This window comes from Selenomonas dianae (assembly GCF_030644225.1).
Taxonomy (GTDB): Bacteria; Bacillota; Negativicutes; order Selenomonadales; family Selenomonadaceae; genus Centipeda; species Centipeda dianae.
Genome location: NZ_CP128650.1, coordinates 384095 through 404174, shown reverse-complemented (window position 1 = coordinate 404174; position 20080 = coordinate 384095). Strand labels below are relative to the sequence as shown.

Sequence of the window (20080 nt, the reverse complement as noted above, 5' to 3'; positions counted from 1 at the left end):
ATACATTTTATTCTCTTTTGTAAAGAACTTTCTTGCTGCGGAGAAGCCGCCGCCACTCACTGTCACGTATGTGCAGGAAAGTGATAACAGCATTTTTGAACCCCTTCGGATCGCTACCGGTCTGCAAGCGCAAGATCAGCTTGCACTTCTTTCCGTTGTGCAATATTTCTTTCAAAACTTCTGCTGTATTACGTCTGTTCTCCAGAATATAATCCGGTGATTGTAAAATCTCTGCAAAGTAAGCCCCGTATTCCTCAAAGGCGCCTCTGTGCCGACTTCGTATGTGCTCAATTCGCTCACTCGTAATAATAACCTCATCCGTAACGATATTGGAGGCAACAACGCTATAAAGTGCAAGATCGATTTTGCAGATGTTATAAATCACAGCAGAGCCTCCATCCACATACGATAGGAAGCACTGATAAATTCAGCGATTCCTATCAATTTATCATAGTACAAAGGGCGCACTTTGTAAAGAAAAGACCGTTCCTTCATTCCCGTTTCACGTAAGGCTAGTAAAATCTCGGAGAAAAGGAGAGCTTTTTCATGAAAATTTTACCGTGGGAGGGAAGTTCTGTTTTCCCTGCCCTGTGCGCGGCTCTGCTCACATGGCGCACGTCCGCCCCCGACACGCGCGACCTGCCGTGGCGCGACGAACCGACGCCGTATCACGTCTGGATCTCGGAGATCATGCTCCAACAGACGCGTGCCGCCGTTGTACGCGGCTACTATCTGCGCTTCCTCGATGCGCTGCCGAGCGTCCGCGCGCTTGCCGCCGTGGATGACGATGCGCTCATGAAACTCTGGCAGGGGCTCGGATACTACAGCCGCGCCCGCAACCTCAAACGTGCGGCAGAGGTCATCGTTCGCGAACATGAAGGACAGCTGCCAAAGGACTTTGACGCACTGCTCGCCCTCCCCGGCATCGGACGCTATACCGCAAGTGCGATTTCCTCCTTTGCCTACGGAGAGCCGCGCCCCGCCGTCGATGGCAACTTCCTGCGCGTCGCCGCACGCATCACGGCGAATGCGATCGACATTGCAAAGGACACATCGAAGCGTGCGCTTGAGTCGGCGCTTGCCACTTCCTATCCGAGCGGACGCGAGGCGGGATTGCTCAACGAGGCGTTTATGGATCTCGGTGCGACCATCTGTCTGCCGAACGGTGCGCCGCTCTGCCACACCTGCCCCGTCGCGCAGCTCTGTCTCGCACATGATCGCGGCACGGAGCAGAACTATCCCGTAAAAACTGCACTCAAAGCACGTCGCAAGGAGAAACGAACCGTTCTCCTTCTCTCCTGCGGCGAAAAAATCGCCATACGAAAAAGACCTGCGCGGGGACTCCTCGCAGGTCTTTGGGAATATCCGAACATCGACAAAAAGCTAAACAAACGTGCCGTACGCGAACATCTCGAAGAAAAGGGATTTCACATTCTCGACATCGCGCCGCTCCCGTCCGCACGTCATATCTTCTCGCACATCGAATGGGATCTGACGGGTTGGGCGGTCACAGTCGCCGACACGAACGAGCCGCCGCTGATGGCAGCGGAGGACAATGATGCTGCCCCCTCCGCCCTTCTCTGGGTGCGCCGCGCAGAGCTTGCCGATACCTACAGTATCCCCACGGCGTTTGGGTACTTTACGCCGCGATAGCACACACGAATACAGCCCGCTTGGACATCAGCACATCCAAGCGGGCTGTATTTCTATTTATATTACACAGCTTTTCCAAGTTCACGCGACTGCGTGCGCATCACGGTATTGAGGTCGGGCGCAGCATTTTCCGCCGCCGAGGCGCGTTCCTTCTCCCGCTCTTTCTCAATCAGATTCCGCAGCATTTGCATATGCGGATGGTTCTCCATCTCCGGTGTCGGCTTGCCGCGCAGTGCCGCCGCCATCTGTTCCGGCATTCCGTCGGGGAACATCGCCTCAAGCATGGAGCGCACGGATTTCGGAATCATGTCCTGCAGCGCGACGTTCTCCTTGCGGAGCCTCACCTCGTCCTCCTGCGTGAGTGCGTACGCTTCGAGGAAGCCCTGGATGAGGTTGTCGTGCCAGAACTCGCCCGCACGCGTCAAAAGGAAACCCGTACGCGTGCGCGTGATGAGCCCGTTCTCCGCCCATGCGGCAAGGAGCGGCTCAAGTTCCGTGAGGAGATCAACGCCGTATTTCTTCTCGAAGAACGGTGCGTAGAGGCAGCCATGCTCGATCTGGTCGCCGATCTCGCTGTGCATACGGTGCTCGTCCGCCTGCTCGCCCATGAACTGAAACGGCTTGGCGCCCTCCTCCACCATCTTCTCATACGGTGCAAGCGCACCGTGGTTGCGCCACATCATCTGACCGATGAAACCGCCCGCCCCCGAGCCGAACGCGAGAACGTCGTTGCCGCGCTTGGCGAGCGTATTATATAGGCTGCGCTCGCGGTGATCCGTCGTCCAATGCGTCGTATCAATGCGGCGAGCCATCGGATTCTCCGCGACGATCTCAATACCTCGTTTGAAATACTCTGCTTGCTCCTCCGTCGTCGGAAGCATGGGCAGATCGCCCGAGTCGATACGCCGCGCCAGTTCGCTCGCGGGGAACACATTGAGCTGATAGAGGTCGCCGCCCGCAATCCCGATCTCGAACTGCGTGCGCACATCGTTCTCCCAGATCTCCATCGACTGATAGGGCAGACCGTAGATGAGGTCTGCGATGACGACAGCCCCCTGCTTTTCGACCATGCGGCGCAGCGTTGCGATCACTGTTTCGCGGTCGTCAATGCGCCCGATTGCCTGACGGACGCGCGTATCAAAGGACTGCACGCCGAGGGAGAAACGGTTGATGCCCGCATTCATCGCCGCCTCGACCTTGCTCTCTGAGAGATCGTGGATACGCCCCTCAAGCGTGATCTCGCAGTCGCTCGTGAGCGGCAGACGCTCGCGTACCGTACGTACGAGCCGTGAAAGATCTGCATCACTGAGCGCCGTCGGTGTACCGCCGCCGAAGAATACCGCTTGAAACGGCGCCCCCGTCACATAAGGGGTATCTGCCGCCGCCTCGATCTCGTCGATGAGGACATCGACATAGTGATGCGCCGCTTCCTCACGCGTGAAGTTTTGAAAGAATCCGCAGTAGCTGCACTTCTTGTCACAGAACGGGATGTGGATGTAGACCGCACGCTCGTCAGCAGGATCGGGGGTCTGCGCCATCAGCTCCGCCCAGATCTGCGCCTGCTCCGCCTTGTCCATAATCATCCGCTTGCCGCCCGCACCCGGATGCACCACACGCTTTTTCGCAAAGGCACAGCCGAGCGGGTTCTCCGACTTCGTACCGAGCAGCCAGCCGCGCGCTTCCTCCGAGAGTGCCGCGAGTTTCGTTTCAAACGTATTCATGCAAGTGCCTCCTTTGCCGCCGCAATCACCTTTGCAAAATCCTCCGCATCGGGATGACTTGCCGCCGCCTCGTAGCGTGCCGCGTTCTCGGCGGTGAACGCGTGCACATTGTCCTTCGGCATACTCTTGAACATCTCGATGAGCATCGGGTCGATCGCCCCCTGCACTAGGATCGCGCCCAAAATTTCATTGGACGGATCAAAGAGTGCGCGGATGTTCGCGATGCACTTCGCGCAGTGCTCCGAGTTAGGCTCCGCGCCGAGCGTGCCGTAGAGGAAAACGCGCCGTCCGCGCAGACTCTCGATGTACTTCTTCGCCGCCGCATCCGCCGTCCCACGGTCGATCCATGTGCCGATGCAGAGCGTCGCCCCATCGGGCACTGCCGACGTATCCTTGACGCTGTGGCAGGACGCACCGAGCGCCTCCGCCAGATGCTCCGCGACCTTTTTCGTATTCCCCGTACGCGAGGAGTAAATGACAGCAATATCATTCTTCATAACAATAGGCTCCTATATATCAACATGAATATTCTATACGGTTAGTTCATTTGTATAATATACCAACCATCTATAAAAATCAAGAGGTTTTCTTAAAAATCATAAATAATAATTATGAAGCAAATTCATAATTGATTCTTTTTACACCGACTTTATAAAAATACATATTCATTCTCAACTATATTCTCATTTATATCAACGAATCGATAAATACACGTCCATATTTTCTTCAGCTTGATGTGAACTTTTATTTTTATATCACAACTATATATAATTCATTATTTTATATCTATGATAGTTTATATTTATCTTTTCCCATCAAAAAACACCGCCGAAGCGGTGTTCTTCTTACAGAATCAGTGTGCGTGATGTCCGCAGTGTCCACCATGCGCATGGTGTCCGCCATGTCCCTCATGTCCCTCATGTCCACAGCCGTGACCATGCTCCTCATGACCGCAGCCATGCCCGTGCGCATGATCCTTGCCGTGCTGATGTTGATGGCGATGCGTACACTTGCCCTCATCCGCGCTGCGCTCAAGTGTCCCTGCGAGATGCTGTGTGACACATTCATCCGCATTCCCCTTCACGCCGGATACGAGTTCAATGCCCGCCTCCGCGAGAGCCGTCTGTGCGCCCGCGCCGATGCCGCCGCAGATCACAACATCCGCTTTCGCACTGTGGAGGAAGCTCGCGAGTGCGCCATGCCCCTCGCCGACCGTGTCCACAACCTCCGAGGACTGTACCGTGCCGTTCTCGACATCATAGAACTTAAACTGTTTTGCCCTGCCGAAGTGCTGCTCAATCGTCTCATTTTCATAGGGTACTGCGATTCTCATCATATACTCTCCTTTGTCCTGAATCTCCGGCGCAATCGGGTTCTCGATCCGATACGCGCCGCCTGCAATGCGGATACGCTTCCCGCAGATGATTGCCTCCGCGAGCTTGTAGCGTGCCGCCTCATAGATACTCGTCACCGTCGCGCGGGACACACCCATCGCGGCGGCACATTCCTCCTGCGTCTGCCGCCCGTAGTCGATCTGTCGGATCGTCTCAAGCTCATCCAGTTGGAGGACAACGGACTCCGCCGTCTCCTCCTCCGCATCCTCCGGCGCAAAACTCCAAAAATCGGGATAAACGCCGATGCGCCGGCATCTCTTTGGTCGCGGCATAACTCCTCCATTTCTGTCATATGACAGTTATAATCTTATCAAAGTTTTCGGCATATGTCAATTATAATTTGCTTTGCATTGACAAATATGATAGAATGAATGTGAACATGATATTGTATTTTGGGAGGAAATGGTCATGAAAAAGATCATTGCGGGACTGTTCGCAGGACTGATCCTCAGTGCGGGAGCGCAGACGCTTGCGTACACCTGCGAGGACGGCGCGTGCGAGCTGCCGCAGCAGCAGAACACGGCATACTGCTACGGCGATGGTTCAGGTTACTGCGGGGACGGCGACCGTGCCCCGGCTCGCGGCGAACGCGGATATGCGGGACGTGGCGGCTGCGGCTGCGCGCGCGGACGTTAGACAAGCGAAAGAGCGGGTCTGCTTGGAGAAATCTTTCAAGCAGACCCGTTTGTTATTGCAGCAGGACATCTACATTGTATGCTATAATACATGGACAGCGTTTTTTGTACAAACAGGGAAGGGGCATCTATGGAAAGCAATCATCTGACCTGCCCGCACTGCGGCAGTGACAACACGGCATCTGTGCCGCTCGTCTACAAGCGGGGACACGCGACGGGGACAGCAACCCATCGGGAGATCGTCGGCTACGATGTGGAAACGACGACCACCACCTATTCGGACGGATCGACCAAGACGGAGGAAACGGGGCGAACTGCCGTATACGGCAATGTCACGCGCCCGACCTACACCGTGACGGATCTCGCACGTGAGATCGCACCGCCGCAGGAGCCGACGCTGTCGCAGCGCGAACACAATACAATGACCCATGGATGTCTTGCCTTCGGCTGCCTGATGCCGATTGTGGCGTTCATCTTGGAGTTCGTCGCCTACCGCATTTCAGGGCTTGCCGGCATGGGCAATCTGCTCGCATGGCTGGTCGCCGCCCTCATCATCTGGAAACTCTGGAACGACCGCAGAAATACGAACGATGCCAATCGCGCAAGCAAAGAGGAATATGCGCGTGAGATAGAGGCATACCACAAAAAAGTCGCGGCGTGGGAAAAGCGCTTTATCTGTATGCGCTGCGGTCATATCTTTACGCCGTAATGCCATAGAGTCATAACAAGGGGGCGACGATACGCCCTTTTGTTATGTTTCTTTATGCCGACTGCTCGATTACTGATACGGGGGCATCTCTCATAGCACAATGCACGATGGAGAATCAAGAGCACAGTTCATGCAAAAAACACGCCAAGAGATGCAAACTGAATTTATCAGTGCTTCTTTAAGATGAAACCTCCCCCACCGATAATACTATTAGAAGGAATTGCATCCCACGGATTGGAGATGGTGCTATGCGTATCGCACAGGACACAGACAAACTTCTGTTCCCGCACAGAGACGGCTCTGCTGCGTCAGGAAAGGATTCCGCGCAGAAGAAAAGCACGGTGGCGGATGTCCTAAGCCGTGCAGTCGAGGTCTATATCAGTGCAAAGGGAAAATCCCTGAACGAGAGCACGGATATGGAGGAGGATCTGACCCCCGCAGAGCTGGCACTTGCCGCCGACGAGAAGGAACGCGCCGACAAGAAGGCAAAGAAAGCACAAGCAGCTGAAATCGAAAAACGTATCCAAACGGATGCCACACTCACAGACGAGGACAAGGCAAAGCTGCAAAAGGAAGCGGATGAGCTGAAACGTGCCGGAATGACGGACGAGGACAAGCTGAGTGAGCTGCACGGCAAGGTGGATGCGCTCGAAAAGCTCGTGGCAGAGGGGCTTGTGAGCGATGATGAAATCGACGGATCGCGCCGCCTCTATAAAAACCGGATCAGTCAACTGAAATCCGAGATGAAGGACAAGGATCATCATACGATGAAGCTACGCGGTCAGGCATTGCAGGAGCGTGCCGACCGCGATGCAGAACTTACAAAGGCGCAGGAAAAGGAACGCGCAGCACTTGCGGCAGCGCAGCCGGATGATCGGACCGCACGCACCGCACTCAGAGCGTATCAAAAGACCGCCGCTGCAAAGAAACACACAGACCTCAGTGCAATCGTCGTTCCGACCAATAAGAATACAAGCGATACATAGGAAGCACTGCACGCAAACGGCGGCAGCCCACGAGGAAAACCTCACGGACTGCCGCCGTTTTATTTTGCATAGCGCCGCACTGCACAAAAAGAAAAAGCTGCGAAGGCTCCCCCAATGTATGCTATAATATGAAGAAGAGGTGATACCGATTGGCATACATCCCCAAGTGTTTATATGAGATGCGTCAAGAAACGCGAGTGGAATTTATCAGAGCTTCCCTAAGTATTCACGTGGGACTTGCACAGTGCAAACCAACAAAACAAGGAGAACCTTATGTCCATCAATTTTGACGAAATCATCAACCGCCGCAATACCTCCTGTCTGAAATACGACTTCGCCGCCGAGCGCGGCTACCCCGCAGACATTCTGCCGTTGTGGGTCGCGGACATGGACTTTCGTGCGCCCGCCCCTGTGATTGATGCGCTGAACGCACGCGCCGCACACGGCATCTTCGGCTATACGCAGGTAAAGGACGACTATTTCGCCGTCCTTCAGAACTGGTTCCGCACGCGCCACGACTGGAACGTCGAGCGCAGCGACCTCATCATCACGCCCGGTGTTGTCTTTGCCATCGCAAACGCCATCCGCGCATTTACGAAAAAGGGCGAGAGCATCCTCATCCAGCAGCCTGTCTACTATCCGTTCGCGAACATGATCCGGCAGAACGAGCGCGTCCTCATCGACAGTCCCCTCCACCTCATCGAGGGGCGCTACGAGATCGACTTCGAGGACTTCGAGCAAAAGGTCATCACACACAGCGTCAAACTCTTCATCCTGTGCAGCCCGCACAACCCCGTCGGGCGCGTATGGACGCGTGCGGAGCTTGCGCAGCTCGCCGCGATCTGCCTGCGCCACAACATCGTCGTCGTCGCGGACGAGATTCACGAGGAGTTCGTGCGCCCGGGCTTCCGCCATATCCCGTTTGCCTCGCTCTCCGACGAGGCGGCGGCGATCACTGTCACCTGCACCTCGCCGAGCAAGACATTCAACCTTGCGGGGCTTCAGATCTCGAACATCTTCATCCGAAACGAGGAACTGCGCCGCCGCTTCAAGGAGGAACTCAGCCGCACGGGCTACGACGAGCCGAATACACTCGGTCTCACGGGCGCAAAAGCGGCATACGAGCACGGCGCAGCGTGGCACAGAGAACTTCTCGCATATCTGGAGGAAAACATCGCACGCACAAAGACATTCCTCGCGCAGCACCTCCCGAAGGTAACGCTCATCGAACCCGAGGGGACATACCTCCTCTGGCTCGACTTCCATGCCTACGGGCTTTCGGATGGGGAGCTCAACGCCAAGATCATCCGCGACGCGCATCTCTGGCTCGACGACGGTCCCATCTTCGGTGCGGGCGGCAGCGGCTTCCAGCGCATCAATACCGCCTGTCCGTGGGCGACACTGGAAACGGGTTTGAAAAACCTCGCAACGGCATTTGCCGAATAAGTACAAACAAAAGAGCCTGTTGCACGAAGGTAAATTGATCTTCGTGCAACAGGCTCTATTTTATCACTCGTGTTTCTTAAAATACTGCCACGCATCCATGACATCGAGGAAGGCGCCGTCGAAGCCCGCCGCGATGATCTTGTCGAGGTAGGCATCAGGGCTGCCGTAGAGGAGGTCGTGCCACTCCTGCGACCAGTAGCGAGCCTTGTAGCTGCCGGGCCACTCGGGATTCGGCTCCGCGAGCCAGTGCGGGCGATGCTTTTCCCAGTCCTTCTGCCAGTAGGTGCGATAGTCCGATGCCTCGCCGATGCTCATATAGGCGAGGAGGAGACGCTTGCCGCCGTTTGCCTTGTGTCTCAGACGCTGCGTTTCAGAGGGTGAGAGCGGTGTATCGCCATAGTAGAGATCGACGATGAGGAGATCGTAGTTCGTCGCGGCGAGTGCGTCGATATACGCGGCACGCGTCTTATAATGCTGCGGATTCAGCAATACAAGGAAGTTCTTCACCTGCCGCAGCTGCGTGACATCGTTCGCATTCTCGTTCATCGGAGGGCGGTCGGGAACGACATCGAGGAGACGGTCGCCCGCATCGGCGACATAACCCGCCGCAGCCCCCAGCCCCTGCACCTCACGAATTTTATCCCCCTTCACATAGTCGAGGGTAAAGACCTGTTTGCCCGCCATGAGGGGCTTGCGCAGCATGGCGGCAATGTACTCGTCCATCTCCGCATCGCGCCGCTCCGCCTTGTCCCCATGTTCCTCGTAGCCGTCGTAAAAGACCGACTCCATAAAGACACCGTCGAGTGTGCGGACGAGCCGCGCCACATCCTCCTCTGCGTTGTCCTCCGTCACCTCAAGCAATGCCACAGCACCGTTGCCGACGAGCAGGAAGGATGGCACGCGCCCGCGTGCATAGTCCCCGATCTGCTCCGTGAGATCAATCATCGCCGTTTCGGGAACGATCCGCAGCGGGACTGTGACGGAATTCCCGCAGGCGTGCGGCAGCTGATTCAGCCCGAACAGCCCCGCCGCCCCCACGAGGAATGCGGCGACGCTCTTTTTGATGTTCTCCATACGACCTCCCGTCCGATCTGTTTACAAGACCTCCTGATACCAGAGGGTGAATGCCCAGCCGTTATAGCCGAATCCGCCGTCGTCGCTGCGCACAAAACGCTCCAACTGGAAGGTAAAATTCTGACGCTCAGAGAGCTTCCACTCCACGCCGCCAACCAAGGATGTGCGCCGGAAGCCGCCGCCCGTATTGAGCGCGGTGCGCAGCGGATCCGAGGTATTGTTCACGCGTGCATAATGCGCCATCGCCAGCCACGCGAGCTTGTCCGAGACACGGTGCCGCAACCCCAGACCATAGTACTGCCGTGCGATGCTTTGCGAGGCGATGCCGCTCGCTGCCTCAGTGAGTGCGTAGATGCTGTAAAACCGCAACTCGTCATGCTTGGAAAGCGCGTGATTATAGAAGAACCGCAGCTCCCAATCGTCGCCGTCGCGGTAATAGTTCTTTTTCCAGCCAAGATGAAGTTTTTTAGTCGCTTCATCAATATAGTAATAATCCGGAATAATGGCATACTGTGATGTCCGCGTTGTCGAATTATGATAGAGCTGCACCATGTACTGCTGCTTCTCTCCCGCATGAAGGTATTCGAGTTCCTGCGAAAATATATCTCCGGGAGACGTATGGGCATTTGGAATATGATCCAGAACAACATCATTAAGCGTTAGATTATGCTGTTTAAGCAGTTTCCATACATCCTGTAGATTGCCCAATGAAATGTTTTCCAACATCACCCTTTCCGATGGTGTGAGGTTTTTTCCAAGATCATTTGACATTTTTTGCAGAAACACGCGATCCTCTTCTGTAAGCTTCAAATTCGCCACGCGCCCAGTAAGATCACGCACCTTCGATTTCAACTCTTCTTCCGTGAGAGACGAATATTGCTCTTTGCAGTAATTCCACATAGCATCATACATACTCCCCCAAATCGTCGTATGCTGTGCGCAGAAAGCATCATATACATTCTTCAGTGCATCCGACTCCTTCGCATAGTCATAGCCATTGCGAATGTTATAGGCGATACGCGCCGTCAGACGGTCACGCTCCGTGATCTTATGTATGACCTCAATACTCGGCGTCACCTGCCAGCCCGCACCGAAGTCTGTAAAGCGTGCCAGCCCCTCAGGGACAGTGGAACGCTGATAGATTTTATTCTGCCCTGTCGGCATACTGATACCAAAGCCATAGTTGACACTGTTGATCTTCTTCTCATTCCGCAGGGTAACACTCAACTGTGTGTCCGTCCAGCCCGAGACGCTGCCGTTCTCAAAGCCCGTCGAGGACTTGACATAGCCCGTCGAGAGGCCATAGTCGAGCTTCGTCTTTCCCGCATGGGTGCGCGCAAAGTAGGACAGGGGCAGATAGAACTGATGTCCTGCGCGTTCCCCGTGCCACGCATAGTACTCCGCCCCGGTCTGATAGCCCCTGCCCTCGCCGAGATACTTGAGATCGTGCTCGCTGCGTGCGAGCTGTTCTACCGCAGCCGCCTCATCGCGCACTGCCTCGTCCGTCCATTTTTTCGTCGCGGCATCGTAGTTCTCCGCCTCGACGCGGTCGCTCCGTAGCTGCGTGAGATCCGCCTCGCTCGCAGTAATCTCCTGCTGATAGTCCGCGACGCGTTCACGCGCATCACGCTCCGCATCCTCCGCTGCCTCACGCGCCGTAATCAGCGCATCGAATTGAGACTCGACCGCATCGAGCCGTGCCTGTGCCGCATCGACCTGCGCGGAGATCGCCGCAAACGCAGCACTGTTATCCTGTACGCCGGAGACCCCGCCCGCGAGCGCCGCCTCCACCATGATCTGCGCATCAACAATGCGGTTCTGCTCGTACCCGACCTCATCCAGAACACGCGCCACCACCTCGGCGCGCCGCGCAGAGGCGTCACTACCGCCCCCGCTCACACCCGCGAGCGCATTCGCCTGCGCATAGAGCCCCTCCATCTGCGTGCGCTGCGCATAGACGGTCGGTGCATAGTCCGCCTCCGCCTGCTGCGCCGCGATTGCCTCTCGGGTACGTGCCGCACTCTCCTCCTCCGCCACGCCGAGTGCGATTCGGACGGCGGCGAGATGATCCTCGGCAGCGCGGAGATTGCGCCCGACCAGCTCAAGGTTCTGCGCCGCATCCGCCTTTGCCGCACGCGCCTCATCGAGATTGTGCCGCGCATTTGCAAGATCTATCTTCGCCTGTGCGAGCGCGTCCACGGCGGCATGGTAGGAGCGGATCTCCCCCTCCACATTCATCATATAGGAAAGATAGCCCGGCACATCGTGCAGGGTATCGTGACTTGCCGCATACACGCTATGCGCCGCCCCCGCCAGATACACGGCACACGCAGCAGCTGCGGCAGGACGCAGGAACACACTGCGCCGGCGCAGCGTCTTTCGCACCATACTCATGCCTTTTCCATCCTTTCGAGATCGGGAAGATCTTCCCCATAGAGGAAATTCGCGATTGTGTAAAAAATCCCTGCATTTGCCTGATAAAAGACGGGCTGCGCACAGAACACATAGTAGTTGATGCCACGTCCGAAGCGGATGAGCGCCCACACACTGTAGGCGAGCGCGATGGCAGTGGCGAGGAAGAAACCGAATCCGTAGCTCTTCTCGCCGATCCAGAGGCTGAGGATTCCAAACACGATATTCGCCCCCGCAGCGATCACACCGATGCGCCACACGCCGCTCTGGAAGTCGAAGTATTCGAGCATAATCATGAGCACCTGCAGTGCGCCCGAGAAGAACGCGGCAAAGATCATGACGTTGAACATATTCACCGAGTTGTAGTCCAGTCCCGCAAACGAGAGCACATAGTTGCCGAACGCGAGAAAGACGAGGGTAAAGACAAACTGGAACTCGAACGCCTGCCGCAGCTCGAACCACATGACATAGAGCAGATCCTTGCGCGCGTCCTCGATCATGTGGAGGTTGCCGCCGTGTGTGATTGCGCCGAAATAATGCGCATAACGCTCATAAAAATGCGTTTCCACCTTCACGACGAACATCGTTGTGAGCGGCAGGATGGAGAGCAGCGCATAGAACACCACCACGTCATAGCGCGGCGCATAGAGGAAGGTATCGTGGATGAGAACGCCCCACGGTCCCTGCCAGATGATGATGTTCGGCAAAAAGAGTCCGAGCGTGTAGCCGAACGATCCGATAAAGAGCCGTCCGTGCCGCCCGAGGTACGGGAGAAAGGCAAAGATCATGCCGTCCCGCGGCAGACCGAAGCAGCTTGTCACGTAGAGGAAGAAAAAGAGAACCAGCACCCCCATCCCCACATCCATCGCAAAAAGCGCCCCCGCAGCGGGCGGAAGCCACGCCGTATGGAGAAAGAGCGCGGCAAGCCCGAAGCTGATGAGCACCCCGGACAGATAGCCGAGAATCAGATACTTGAACTTTTTGACCGCCGTGAGATATACGCTGCCGACCCAGACCATGAGCAGCAGCGAGAAAAAAAGGTGCGAGAGCACCTTGAGCTCGACGGCAAGCGGTTTTCCCCAGAAAAAGAGGAGGGAGGCGATGGATCCGAGAACGAGCAGGAGCGCACTCATGCCGAACATGGAGGGGGTCACATCGCGATAGTGCTGCACCGTCAGACAGTCCGCAAGATAGCGCGTTAAAACAATCGTAAAGCCGCATGAGAGCAGCTGTGAAAAGACGAAGGAGTAAACCACCGCCCCCAGAAAGACCGCCGACTCATCCAGTCCCGCATCGTAGACCTGAAAGAGCATCTGAATCGCGAGCACCATGCCCGTGAGGAGCGCGAACGGTCCCGTCGTCACGATTGCGGAATAGGAATACGCCTTGATGTGTCCCGCCGCCGTACGTGCGCGGAAGAGGCGTTTCAGCTCAAACCCGACGCCTGCCATGTCCTGCCTCCTTTGCCTCGATCTCGTATGCCCTGCGGTACGCCTCGATAAACTGCTCGTAGGTATAGTACGCCTGCGTCCGCGCAAAGCCGACCTCCGCCATGTCGCGCCGCAGCTCATAGCTGCGTGCCAGACGCAGGATCTCATGCGCCATCGCCTCGTAGTCCATCGGCGCGACCACCGCGCCCGCCGTTCCGAATCGGTCCTTGCTGTCGCCGTAGATCAGCTCGCGACAGCACCCCACATCCGTCGTCACATAGGGACGGTGCGCGGAGAACCCCTCCAGTACGGCGAGCGGCTGCCCCTCGCTGATGCTTGAGAGCACCATGATGTCCATTTTCGGCAGATAGTCCGCGACGGGGATGGAACCTGTGAAGATCACGTCCTCGATCCCGAGCATCTGCACCGTCCGATGACACGTCGCAACATAGTCCGGATCCTCCTCCAGTCCGCCCATGACATAGAGCGTCGCATCCTTCATCTCGCGCTTGACAATGGCAAACGCACGCAGGAGGGTGAGAATGTCCTTGATCGGCACGACACGCACCACCGCGCCGATCGTGATCGGCCCGCCGTGATCGACGAGCGCGGGAATGTGCGAAAACCGTTCCATATGAACCCCGTTCGGGACAATGTTGATCTTCTCCGGCGCACAGCCGAGATCAGCGGCGATCTGTCCGTTGTGCTCGAACAGGGTGTAGAGGTGATCCGCCGTATTGTACGAGAGGCGTGCCAGATAGTAGAAGTATTGAATCCAGACCCCCTTGAAATCCGTCTTTGCCCAGTCGCTCTTGATGATCTCCGCCTCGCGCTCACGCGAGTAGATCCCGTGCTCCGTGATCATATACGGCTTGTCGTAGACCGTTGCCGCCATCGCCCCGATCACACCGCAGTAGCCCGTCGCGACACTGTGGTACACATCCGCCTCGGGCAGTTTTTGCTGGAGCAGGTAGAACAGCGGCAGGAGCATCGAGCGCATCGTCCAGAAAAAATCCGTAAATGGAAGATTGTTATGCTGCTCACGATAGACGCGTACAATGACATCGAAGAAGTCGCTCGACATAAAGACTTCGAGCGGCGACTTCCATCGTCCGCAGCAAAAAATCTCCGCCAGATATTTCAGCGGCACATTCCGCTTTTCACTGACGAACTCATAGAGGGTCTGCGTCTCCTCCCCCGTGAGAATATTCTCGCGCATATCTGAGGCGCGCAGGGAGAGAATCTCATCCAAAAATGCCTCCTCGACCCCGACGCAGTTCTCGGGCAGCTTGTACTTGAACTTGCCGCGATCCTTTGCCTCCGCACCGATCGAGTAGATGATGAACTCATGCTCGGGCAGCCCCGTCATGAGCATCTGAACCCAAGAGGACACGCCGCCCACAACGTATGGGTAGCAGCCCTCCGCCAAGAGACAGATCCTCATTCCTCCGCCTCCTTCCAGTAGATCCGCGCCTCGGGCTCGCTCGTGCGGATGATGTATACCCCCTCATCCGCCACCGCGAACGTGCATCCCTCCGCATGGTCGATCACATGCGCGGTGCGCAGGAGGAAACGCAGCTCGCCCGCCGTGTTCCACGTATAGAGCTCCATGCCGTCATCTGTGTACCGCACGCGGTAGTCCATGTCGAAGAAATCCGAAAAGTACGGGATACTCTCCGAGGACGTTGTCGCCGTCAGCCACGGGTAGCGCCGATTGACATCGTGCATGAAGTTTTTCAGCCCCGTTCCCATGATCCCCCAGCTGCTGTCCTTGCTCTCCTCATAGAAGATCTCATCGGGATGGACAAAGTGGGCAAAGACACCGATGTAGTTCAGCACACCGATCTCCTGCCAGTACATCAGCCCCGATGCGGCGTGTCCCGAACTGATGCGCGGGATCTCATACACCCCGTTCGCCCGGCGCTCAAAGTTCTGGTAGTACGCCTTGTGATCCGCCGGCCCGTCAAAGAGCGAGGCAAACACCTTGACCTCGGGGAATACATTTTCGACCGCCTGCTTCCCCTCGGGGCTCAGAATATCCGACGGCGGCACATAGCAGCGGAACTCGTAGTTCGGATAGACGGACTTGATGTAGCTGCGCAGCTCGCGCAGTGCCTCCTCCATATCCGCCTGACTCTCCCACGGCACATAGTCCAACTCGCCCTGTCCGTAGCCATCGGGGGCGAGGGACTGGTGGTTGTAGCCGTGCAGCCCCAGTTCGCCGCCCGCCTTCAAGAGCTCACGTCCGTAGATGATGAGCCCGTCACGCGCAGCACGCCCGCCGAGCGGATGAAAGGGTCCTTTGACCTGTGCGCCGTACGTCTCGATGATGACCCCCGTATAGCGGATGTCCTCATCCTTTGCCAGCTGCAGCATGAACGGCCACCAGATCTTACGGTAGAACGTCTCCGTATCGACGCCGAGCTCATCGTAGATTTTATAAAAATATCCCTCCGGAATCGGCGCCGGGAAATCGTCGATATAAAAGATCTTTACGCCCACCAGCGGATAGATCGTATCCGCACCGCAGTGTGCAATCATCGCCGTCAGGATGCCGACGTTCGTCCGATCATCGCGCTCCACACCGTTGTAGGCATAGATGCGCCCCGCGCCGAGCGGCTGCTCCCAGAGGAGCGGCGTCCCGTCCAGCGCCTCGATATGGCGCGTCGCGGATGCCGCGAGCGTGAGCAGATTGGCGTGCGTCGTGTAGACCGTCCCCTCGCCGAAATGGAAATCCTTCCCACCGACAAGGAAGTTCGTCAGCAGATGGATGCCGAGGACATCCTTCTCCCGCCCCATCTGCTCCACACCGAACGTATGCAGTACATCGTCCGAGATGGGAAAGTCCTCCTCCTGCTCGAACTTCTGCAAGATGTGCAAGGTTCCCCCACTGCGTACATAATCCAAAAGCTGCGGCAGAGACTTCACCGCCCCGAGCCGCCCCGTCGTGAGGAAAACGCCGCGATAGGAGGCATCCGGCGCAACGCTGTCCGTGAGCGGACGGCTCTCGAACGCCTTGCGCTTCTCCGTGAGGAGCGTCTCCATATTGTGCCGTGAATACATACTCGGCACATCCGCCGGATCGTAGACGATGAGGTATTTTTCGCGCGGGAGATCCGCGCCCGTCCCCGCAGGACGCAAAAGCCGCCCCATATCCAACGCATTGCCCCTCAGCCCCAGATGCAGGAAACCGTCCATGCGGCTGTACTGGAAGAACAGCCCCGCGAGGAACGCGATGAAGAGCAGAATGCAAAGACTGCGCTTATTCACGTACCGCACCTCCATCCCAATAGCGGAGTGCCTGCATTGCCTCATTGCTGAGGCGGGTCGGCAGCTGTTTCATCGCCGCAATCGTCTCCCGTATCTTCGCCAAATCATAGGAGGCCTGATAGAGTTGCAGCATGAGGAGCAGCGGCAGCTCCGCATCCGGATGCCGCTGACGGAATGCCGCACAGGCATCCTCCGCCTCCTGCAGCCGACCGCTGCGGATCAGCGCACGGATCTCCTCCGCCTGATAAGCGGGGTGATCGGGATGACGCTCCGCGAGAATCCGCAGCATCTCCATATAGCGCGTATGCTGCTGCTCCCGTGTCACCGCATCGCCGTACTGACGCAGCAGGAACTCACGCACCTTGTCCACGTATTCATTGAGGAGATCGTCGTCATCCGCCCCACGCTTGATCGCCTCCTCAAGCGCATAGATCTCCTCACTCAGCTGCTCCATATGCGCCGTCATCATCGACACGGCATAGTAGGCGATTTCACGGTCGCTGTCATGCACCGCCTCGCTCAGGATCGCCTGCCGCTCCACAACATCCTGTTTGATTGCATCGGTAAAGAACTTGCGCTTGAGCTTCGGATCGTCCACGAGAAACACATCCCGCAGCGGTACAATATCCCCGCTGTAGGCGTGCTCTCCAAACGACATGCTCAGATCCTCGTCCTCCTCCTCAGGCCCCGTGCGTCCCATCAGTCCGAGCGCCGTACCGATGATTTCGTAGAGAACGAGCATCAAAAGCCCGAAGCCCGGAACGGTGAGGGCAAACGCCCCCTTGGTCACCGCCGAGATCCGCCCACGCCGCCGCATCTCAACGAGCACATAGAGAAGGGTGAGCGCGAGATAGGCGATCAGAAGGATCTGCGGAAGGGCAGAGCGCCCGTGAATCATCCCGAGAAGGTCTGCTGCTGTAAGTCCGTCCCACATCATAGCGCCTGACTCTCCCCCGTCTCCACCCCGACTTTGGCGAGACGTTCGCGCACCATATCGAGCGTCCTGCCCGCCACATCGGGCAGGAGGAGGGACACGCCCTCAGCGGTTGTGCCGATAAAGTCCTCCCCGCGGATGCTGTGCGCGATCTGACGATCCAGATCGCTGTAGCTGCGCCCGTCCATCTTGACTGCGAGAAGCGTAACCGGGTAGTCCGGCTGCATACGGCGGCGCTCGCGGAACTCCTCGATCACCTTTTCGAACTCCTCCCTGTTCAGGATGCGTGTCCCGCCCACGTACTTGCGATCCGCCGTCTCCTTCTCCCACTCATACGCACGTCCGAGCGAGCTTGAAACAAGGCGTGCCGTAATCGACAGGAGGTTCTGCTGATACAGACTCCACTGCTCGAAGTCCAGATGGTAGATCTGGAGCACCGCAATCACGCGCCCCTCATAGACGATGGGCGCGGCGAGATCGGGCAGCCCCTTGATGAGGTCGCGGTTGACAAAAATCTTTTTCTCCTCAAGCATCTGTACGAGGTACGGATTGTCCTCCACGCGCACAGAACGCGGCAGGTCATGCGTTTGCGTGCCGAGACGCACCTTTTGGCGCAGATACCAGCCGCCCTCCCCCACGATGTAGACCACAATATCCTTCACGCTCAAGATGTCCGCCGTCACGGATGCCGTCTGTGTGTAGAGGTTTTCCGTCTCAACGGAATCCAGACGCGAAACGATACGGTAGAGACGGCCGATGCTGTCGTCCGAGTTCACAATCTGACGATAGAGGCGATCCTTGATCGCGAGATTTTCCTTAAAGATATTCTCAAGGAAGGAATAGCGATATTGCAGACGACGCTTGATGCGGCTGTCCGCGAGCTGCTGATAGCTCGCGCGGTCGGCAAAATACCCCGTCAGCACGGCGGCAAAGAAATACGACACGAAATGCAGGAACTCGCGCGGGTTGTAGAGCATCGCCACGAGATCACCGCCCGCTGCAAGCCCGTTGTGAATGAGCAGAGCGAGCGAGAATCCCGCCGCAATCAATGCCTGCCCCTTGCCGTAGAGCAGACCCATGCAGCCGATGTAGAGAAAGGCAAAGTCAAACGCCGTCATGCTGTTCACAGACGAGCCGCTCTGCAAATACGAGATGCCGAACGTCACGAGCGCTCCTGCGATGTTTTCCGCGTATGGAACAATCCGCTGACGCAGCCGCGCAAACCGTGCGCGCCGTGCGAGCGCACGCAGGTCATCTGTATTGGTGCTGCGCGCCGCCTCCATCACCTCGTATGTCTCTTTCAGCCCGGGGGCGAGCGCACGGCGCGCACGCCAGCCCAGCTGCTCCTCGATGAGCGCACTCCGCAGAACCGCACGCCCCTGCGGCTCACGCGGCTCTGATCTCTCATTCATACACGGGAAAAACCCCGCACAGATCTGATACAGCTCCGCGACCGTCGTCCCTGCGGCGGGGGCGATGTGGAGATACGCTCCCGCAAAATCACGTGCAGCAGCCTGATAGATGGCAAAGACGGCATCACGCGCATCCAAAAGACCGTAGGAAACAGCCTCCGGCATGGGATAGCGCGGGATCGGACGGCGCATGAGCGGTGCGCTGAAAAGCCCGCCGATGAACCCATCCTCCTGCGTCTGCCCCGGCGCAAAGAGCTCGGGCAGACGCAGGACGGAGACGGGAAGCCCCTGCGCACGATAGGACAGGCTCAGTGTTTCGAGGCGCACCAAAAGAGCCCCCACCTCTGTCTCGGGGGCGGTCGGATCCGTCTCCACGGGCTGCGTCCCGGGGGCAAAGACCGCATCACCGGAAAGCAGGAAAATACGCTTTACCTTCGCCGTCTGCGCCATCCGCAGAAGCACATCGAGATGCTGCAGCGCATCTGCCGGCTCACGTTCGAACCGATAGATGAGGAGATCGAGGTTCTGCACGGCAAAGACGGACTTTGCCTCCGCGCCGGTCACATCGCAGTCATAGGTATGAATCCCCTGCGGCGAACGTGTCTCCCCTGCCGCCATGCGAAAAACTTCCCACGCCTCCTTGCGGAAGCACGCCGCAAGAAGCTGCTCGAAGTAACGTGGAAGCCCCACGAACATGACTTTTCTCGTCCATGTACTCATACGATCGTCCCATTCCCCATCCGCTCTGTTCGTCACAAAACGCATCCTGTGACCGCTGTCACTATGGCAACAGCAAAGAGAGGGCTGACACCCAAGCCTCTTCAGCCGCCCTCTCACATAGTAGGATGCACTGATACATTCAGCGTTTCCATACTCCTCAATATTCTTTTAGTATATATTTCTTACTCCCATGTCGCAAGGTTTTTGTGAAAAATCCATTGTAAATGTTATCTTTCAAATATTCATTCCATCAAAAAGGCTGTTCGAAGCAGGATCATTGCTTC

General features: G+C 57.1%; 16 protein-coding genes. 5 read left to right on the top strand and 11 right to left on the bottom strand.

The annotated features are described in order from the left end of the window. Positions 1 to 7: 7 nt before the first annotated feature. Positions 8 to 385 carry a PBECR2 nuclease fold domain-containing protein gene (locus QU667_RS01990; protein WP_304987676.1) on the bottom strand — a complete coding sequence of 126 codons (378 nt, stop codon included), beginning with the start codon at positions 383 to 385 and terminating at the stop codon, positions 8 to 10. Positions 386 to 546: 161 nt separating this feature from the next. Between QU667_RS01990 and QU667_RS01985 the strand changes: the two genes are divergently transcribed. Continuing rightward, positions 547 to 1653: an A/G-specific adenine glycosylase gene (locus QU667_RS01985; RefSeq protein ID WP_304987675.1), complete on the top strand. Its 1107-nt coding sequence runs from the start codon at positions 547 to 549 to the stop codon at positions 1651 to 1653. Between the two features lie 62 nt (positions 1654 to 1715). On the opposite strand, the gene hutW is transcribed toward QU667_RS01985, so the two are convergent. The 3 genes from hutW to QU667_RS01970 form a co-directional block, all read right to left on the bottom strand. Next, positions 1716 to 3374 (bottom strand): heme anaerobic degradation radical SAM methyltransferase ChuW/HutW, encoded by a 1659-nt coding sequence (gene hutW, locus QU667_RS01980; protein ID WP_304987674.1) that lies wholly within the window; start codon positions 3372 to 3374, stop codon positions 1716 to 1718. Further along, on the bottom strand, positions 3371 to 3871 hold the full coding sequence (locus QU667_RS01975; protein ID WP_304987673.1) for a flavodoxin family protein: 501 nt from the start codon (positions 3869 to 3871) through the stop codon (positions 3371 to 3373). The genes hutW and QU667_RS01975 overlap by 4 nt, the downstream gene beginning before the upstream one ends. A gap of 356 nt (positions 3872 to 4227) precedes the next feature. Next, positions 4228 to 5040 carry a DUF134 domain-containing protein gene (locus tag QU667_RS01970; protein ID WP_304987672.1) on the bottom strand — a complete coding sequence of 271 codons (813 nt, stop codon included), beginning with the start codon at positions 5038 to 5040 and terminating at the stop codon, positions 4228 to 4230. A 136-nt stretch (positions 5041 to 5176) separates the two neighbouring features. Here QU667_RS01970 and QU667_RS01965 point away from each other — a divergent pair, with 136 nt between their 5' ends. From QU667_RS01965 to QU667_RS01950, 4 genes are all read left to right on the top strand, one after another. After that, positions 5177 to 5404 (top strand): hypothetical protein, encoded by a 228-nt coding sequence (locus QU667_RS01965; protein ID WP_304987671.1) that lies wholly within the window; start codon positions 5177 to 5179, stop codon positions 5402 to 5404. A gap of 129 nt (positions 5405 to 5533) precedes the next feature. Beyond that, entirely contained in the window at positions 5534 to 6112 is a 579-nt protein-coding gene (locus QU667_RS01960) for a hypothetical protein (RefSeq protein ID WP_304987670.1), read from the top strand. Between the two features lie 248 nt (positions 6113 to 6360). Beyond that, positions 6361 to 7098, top strand: a complete 738-nt coding sequence (locus QU667_RS01955) for a hypothetical protein (RefSeq protein WP_304987669.1) — start codon at positions 6361 to 6363, stop codon at positions 7096 to 7098. 273 nt (positions 7099 to 7371) lie between these two features. Further along, positions 7372 to 8544 (top strand): MalY/PatB family protein, encoded by a 1173-nt coding sequence (locus QU667_RS01950; RefSeq protein WP_304987668.1) that lies wholly within the window; start codon positions 7372 to 7374, stop codon positions 8542 to 8544. Positions 8545 to 8607: 63 nt separating this feature from the next. On the opposite strand, the gene QU667_RS01945 is transcribed toward QU667_RS01950, so the two are convergent. Genes QU667_RS01945 through QU667_RS01915 form a run of 7 tightly spaced genes read right to left on the bottom strand, consistent with a single transcriptional unit; the run spans position 8608 to position 19796 of the window. Continuing rightward, positions 8608 to 9618, bottom strand: a complete 1011-nt coding sequence (locus QU667_RS01945; RefSeq protein WP_304987667.1) for an endo alpha-1,4 polygalactosaminidase — start codon at positions 9616 to 9618, stop codon at positions 8608 to 8610. 21 nt (positions 9619 to 9639) lie between these two features. Next, entirely contained in the window at positions 9640 to 12012 is a 2373-nt protein-coding gene (locus QU667_RS01940; protein ID WP_304987666.1) for a coiled-coil domain-containing protein, read from the bottom strand. Beyond that, positions 12009 to 13481: an exopolysaccharide Pel transporter PelG gene (gene pelG / locus QU667_RS01935; RefSeq protein WP_304987665.1), complete on the bottom strand. Its 1473-nt coding sequence runs from the start codon at positions 13479 to 13481 to the stop codon at positions 12009 to 12011. The genes QU667_RS01940 and pelG overlap by 4 nt, the downstream gene beginning before the upstream one ends. Then, on the bottom strand, positions 13462 to 14904 hold the full coding sequence (pelF, locus tag QU667_RS01930) for a GT4 family glycosyltransferase PelF (RefSeq protein ID WP_304987664.1): 1443 nt from the start codon (positions 14902 to 14904) through the stop codon (positions 13462 to 13464). The genes pelG and pelF overlap by 20 nt, the downstream gene beginning before the upstream one ends. Beyond that, positions 14901 to 16730 carry a DUF2194 domain-containing protein gene (locus tag QU667_RS01925; RefSeq protein WP_304987663.1) on the bottom strand — a complete coding sequence of 610 codons (1830 nt, stop codon included), beginning with the start codon at positions 16728 to 16730 and terminating at the stop codon, positions 14901 to 14903. Before QU667_RS01925 ends, pelF begins: the two co-directional genes overlap by 4 nt. Next, positions 16723 to 17667, bottom strand: coding sequence for a tetratricopeptide repeat protein (locus QU667_RS01920; RefSeq protein ID WP_304987662.1), 945 nt, complete (start codon positions 17665 to 17667; stop codon positions 16723 to 16725). Before QU667_RS01920 ends, QU667_RS01925 begins: the two co-directional genes overlap by 8 nt. Beyond that, positions 17664 to 19796, bottom strand: a complete 2133-nt coding sequence (locus QU667_RS01915) for an NAD-dependent epimerase/dehydratase family protein (RefSeq protein WP_304987661.1) — start codon at positions 19794 to 19796, stop codon at positions 17664 to 17666. The genes QU667_RS01920 and QU667_RS01915 overlap by 4 nt, the downstream gene beginning before the upstream one ends. Positions 19797 to 20080 lie beyond the last annotated feature (284 nt).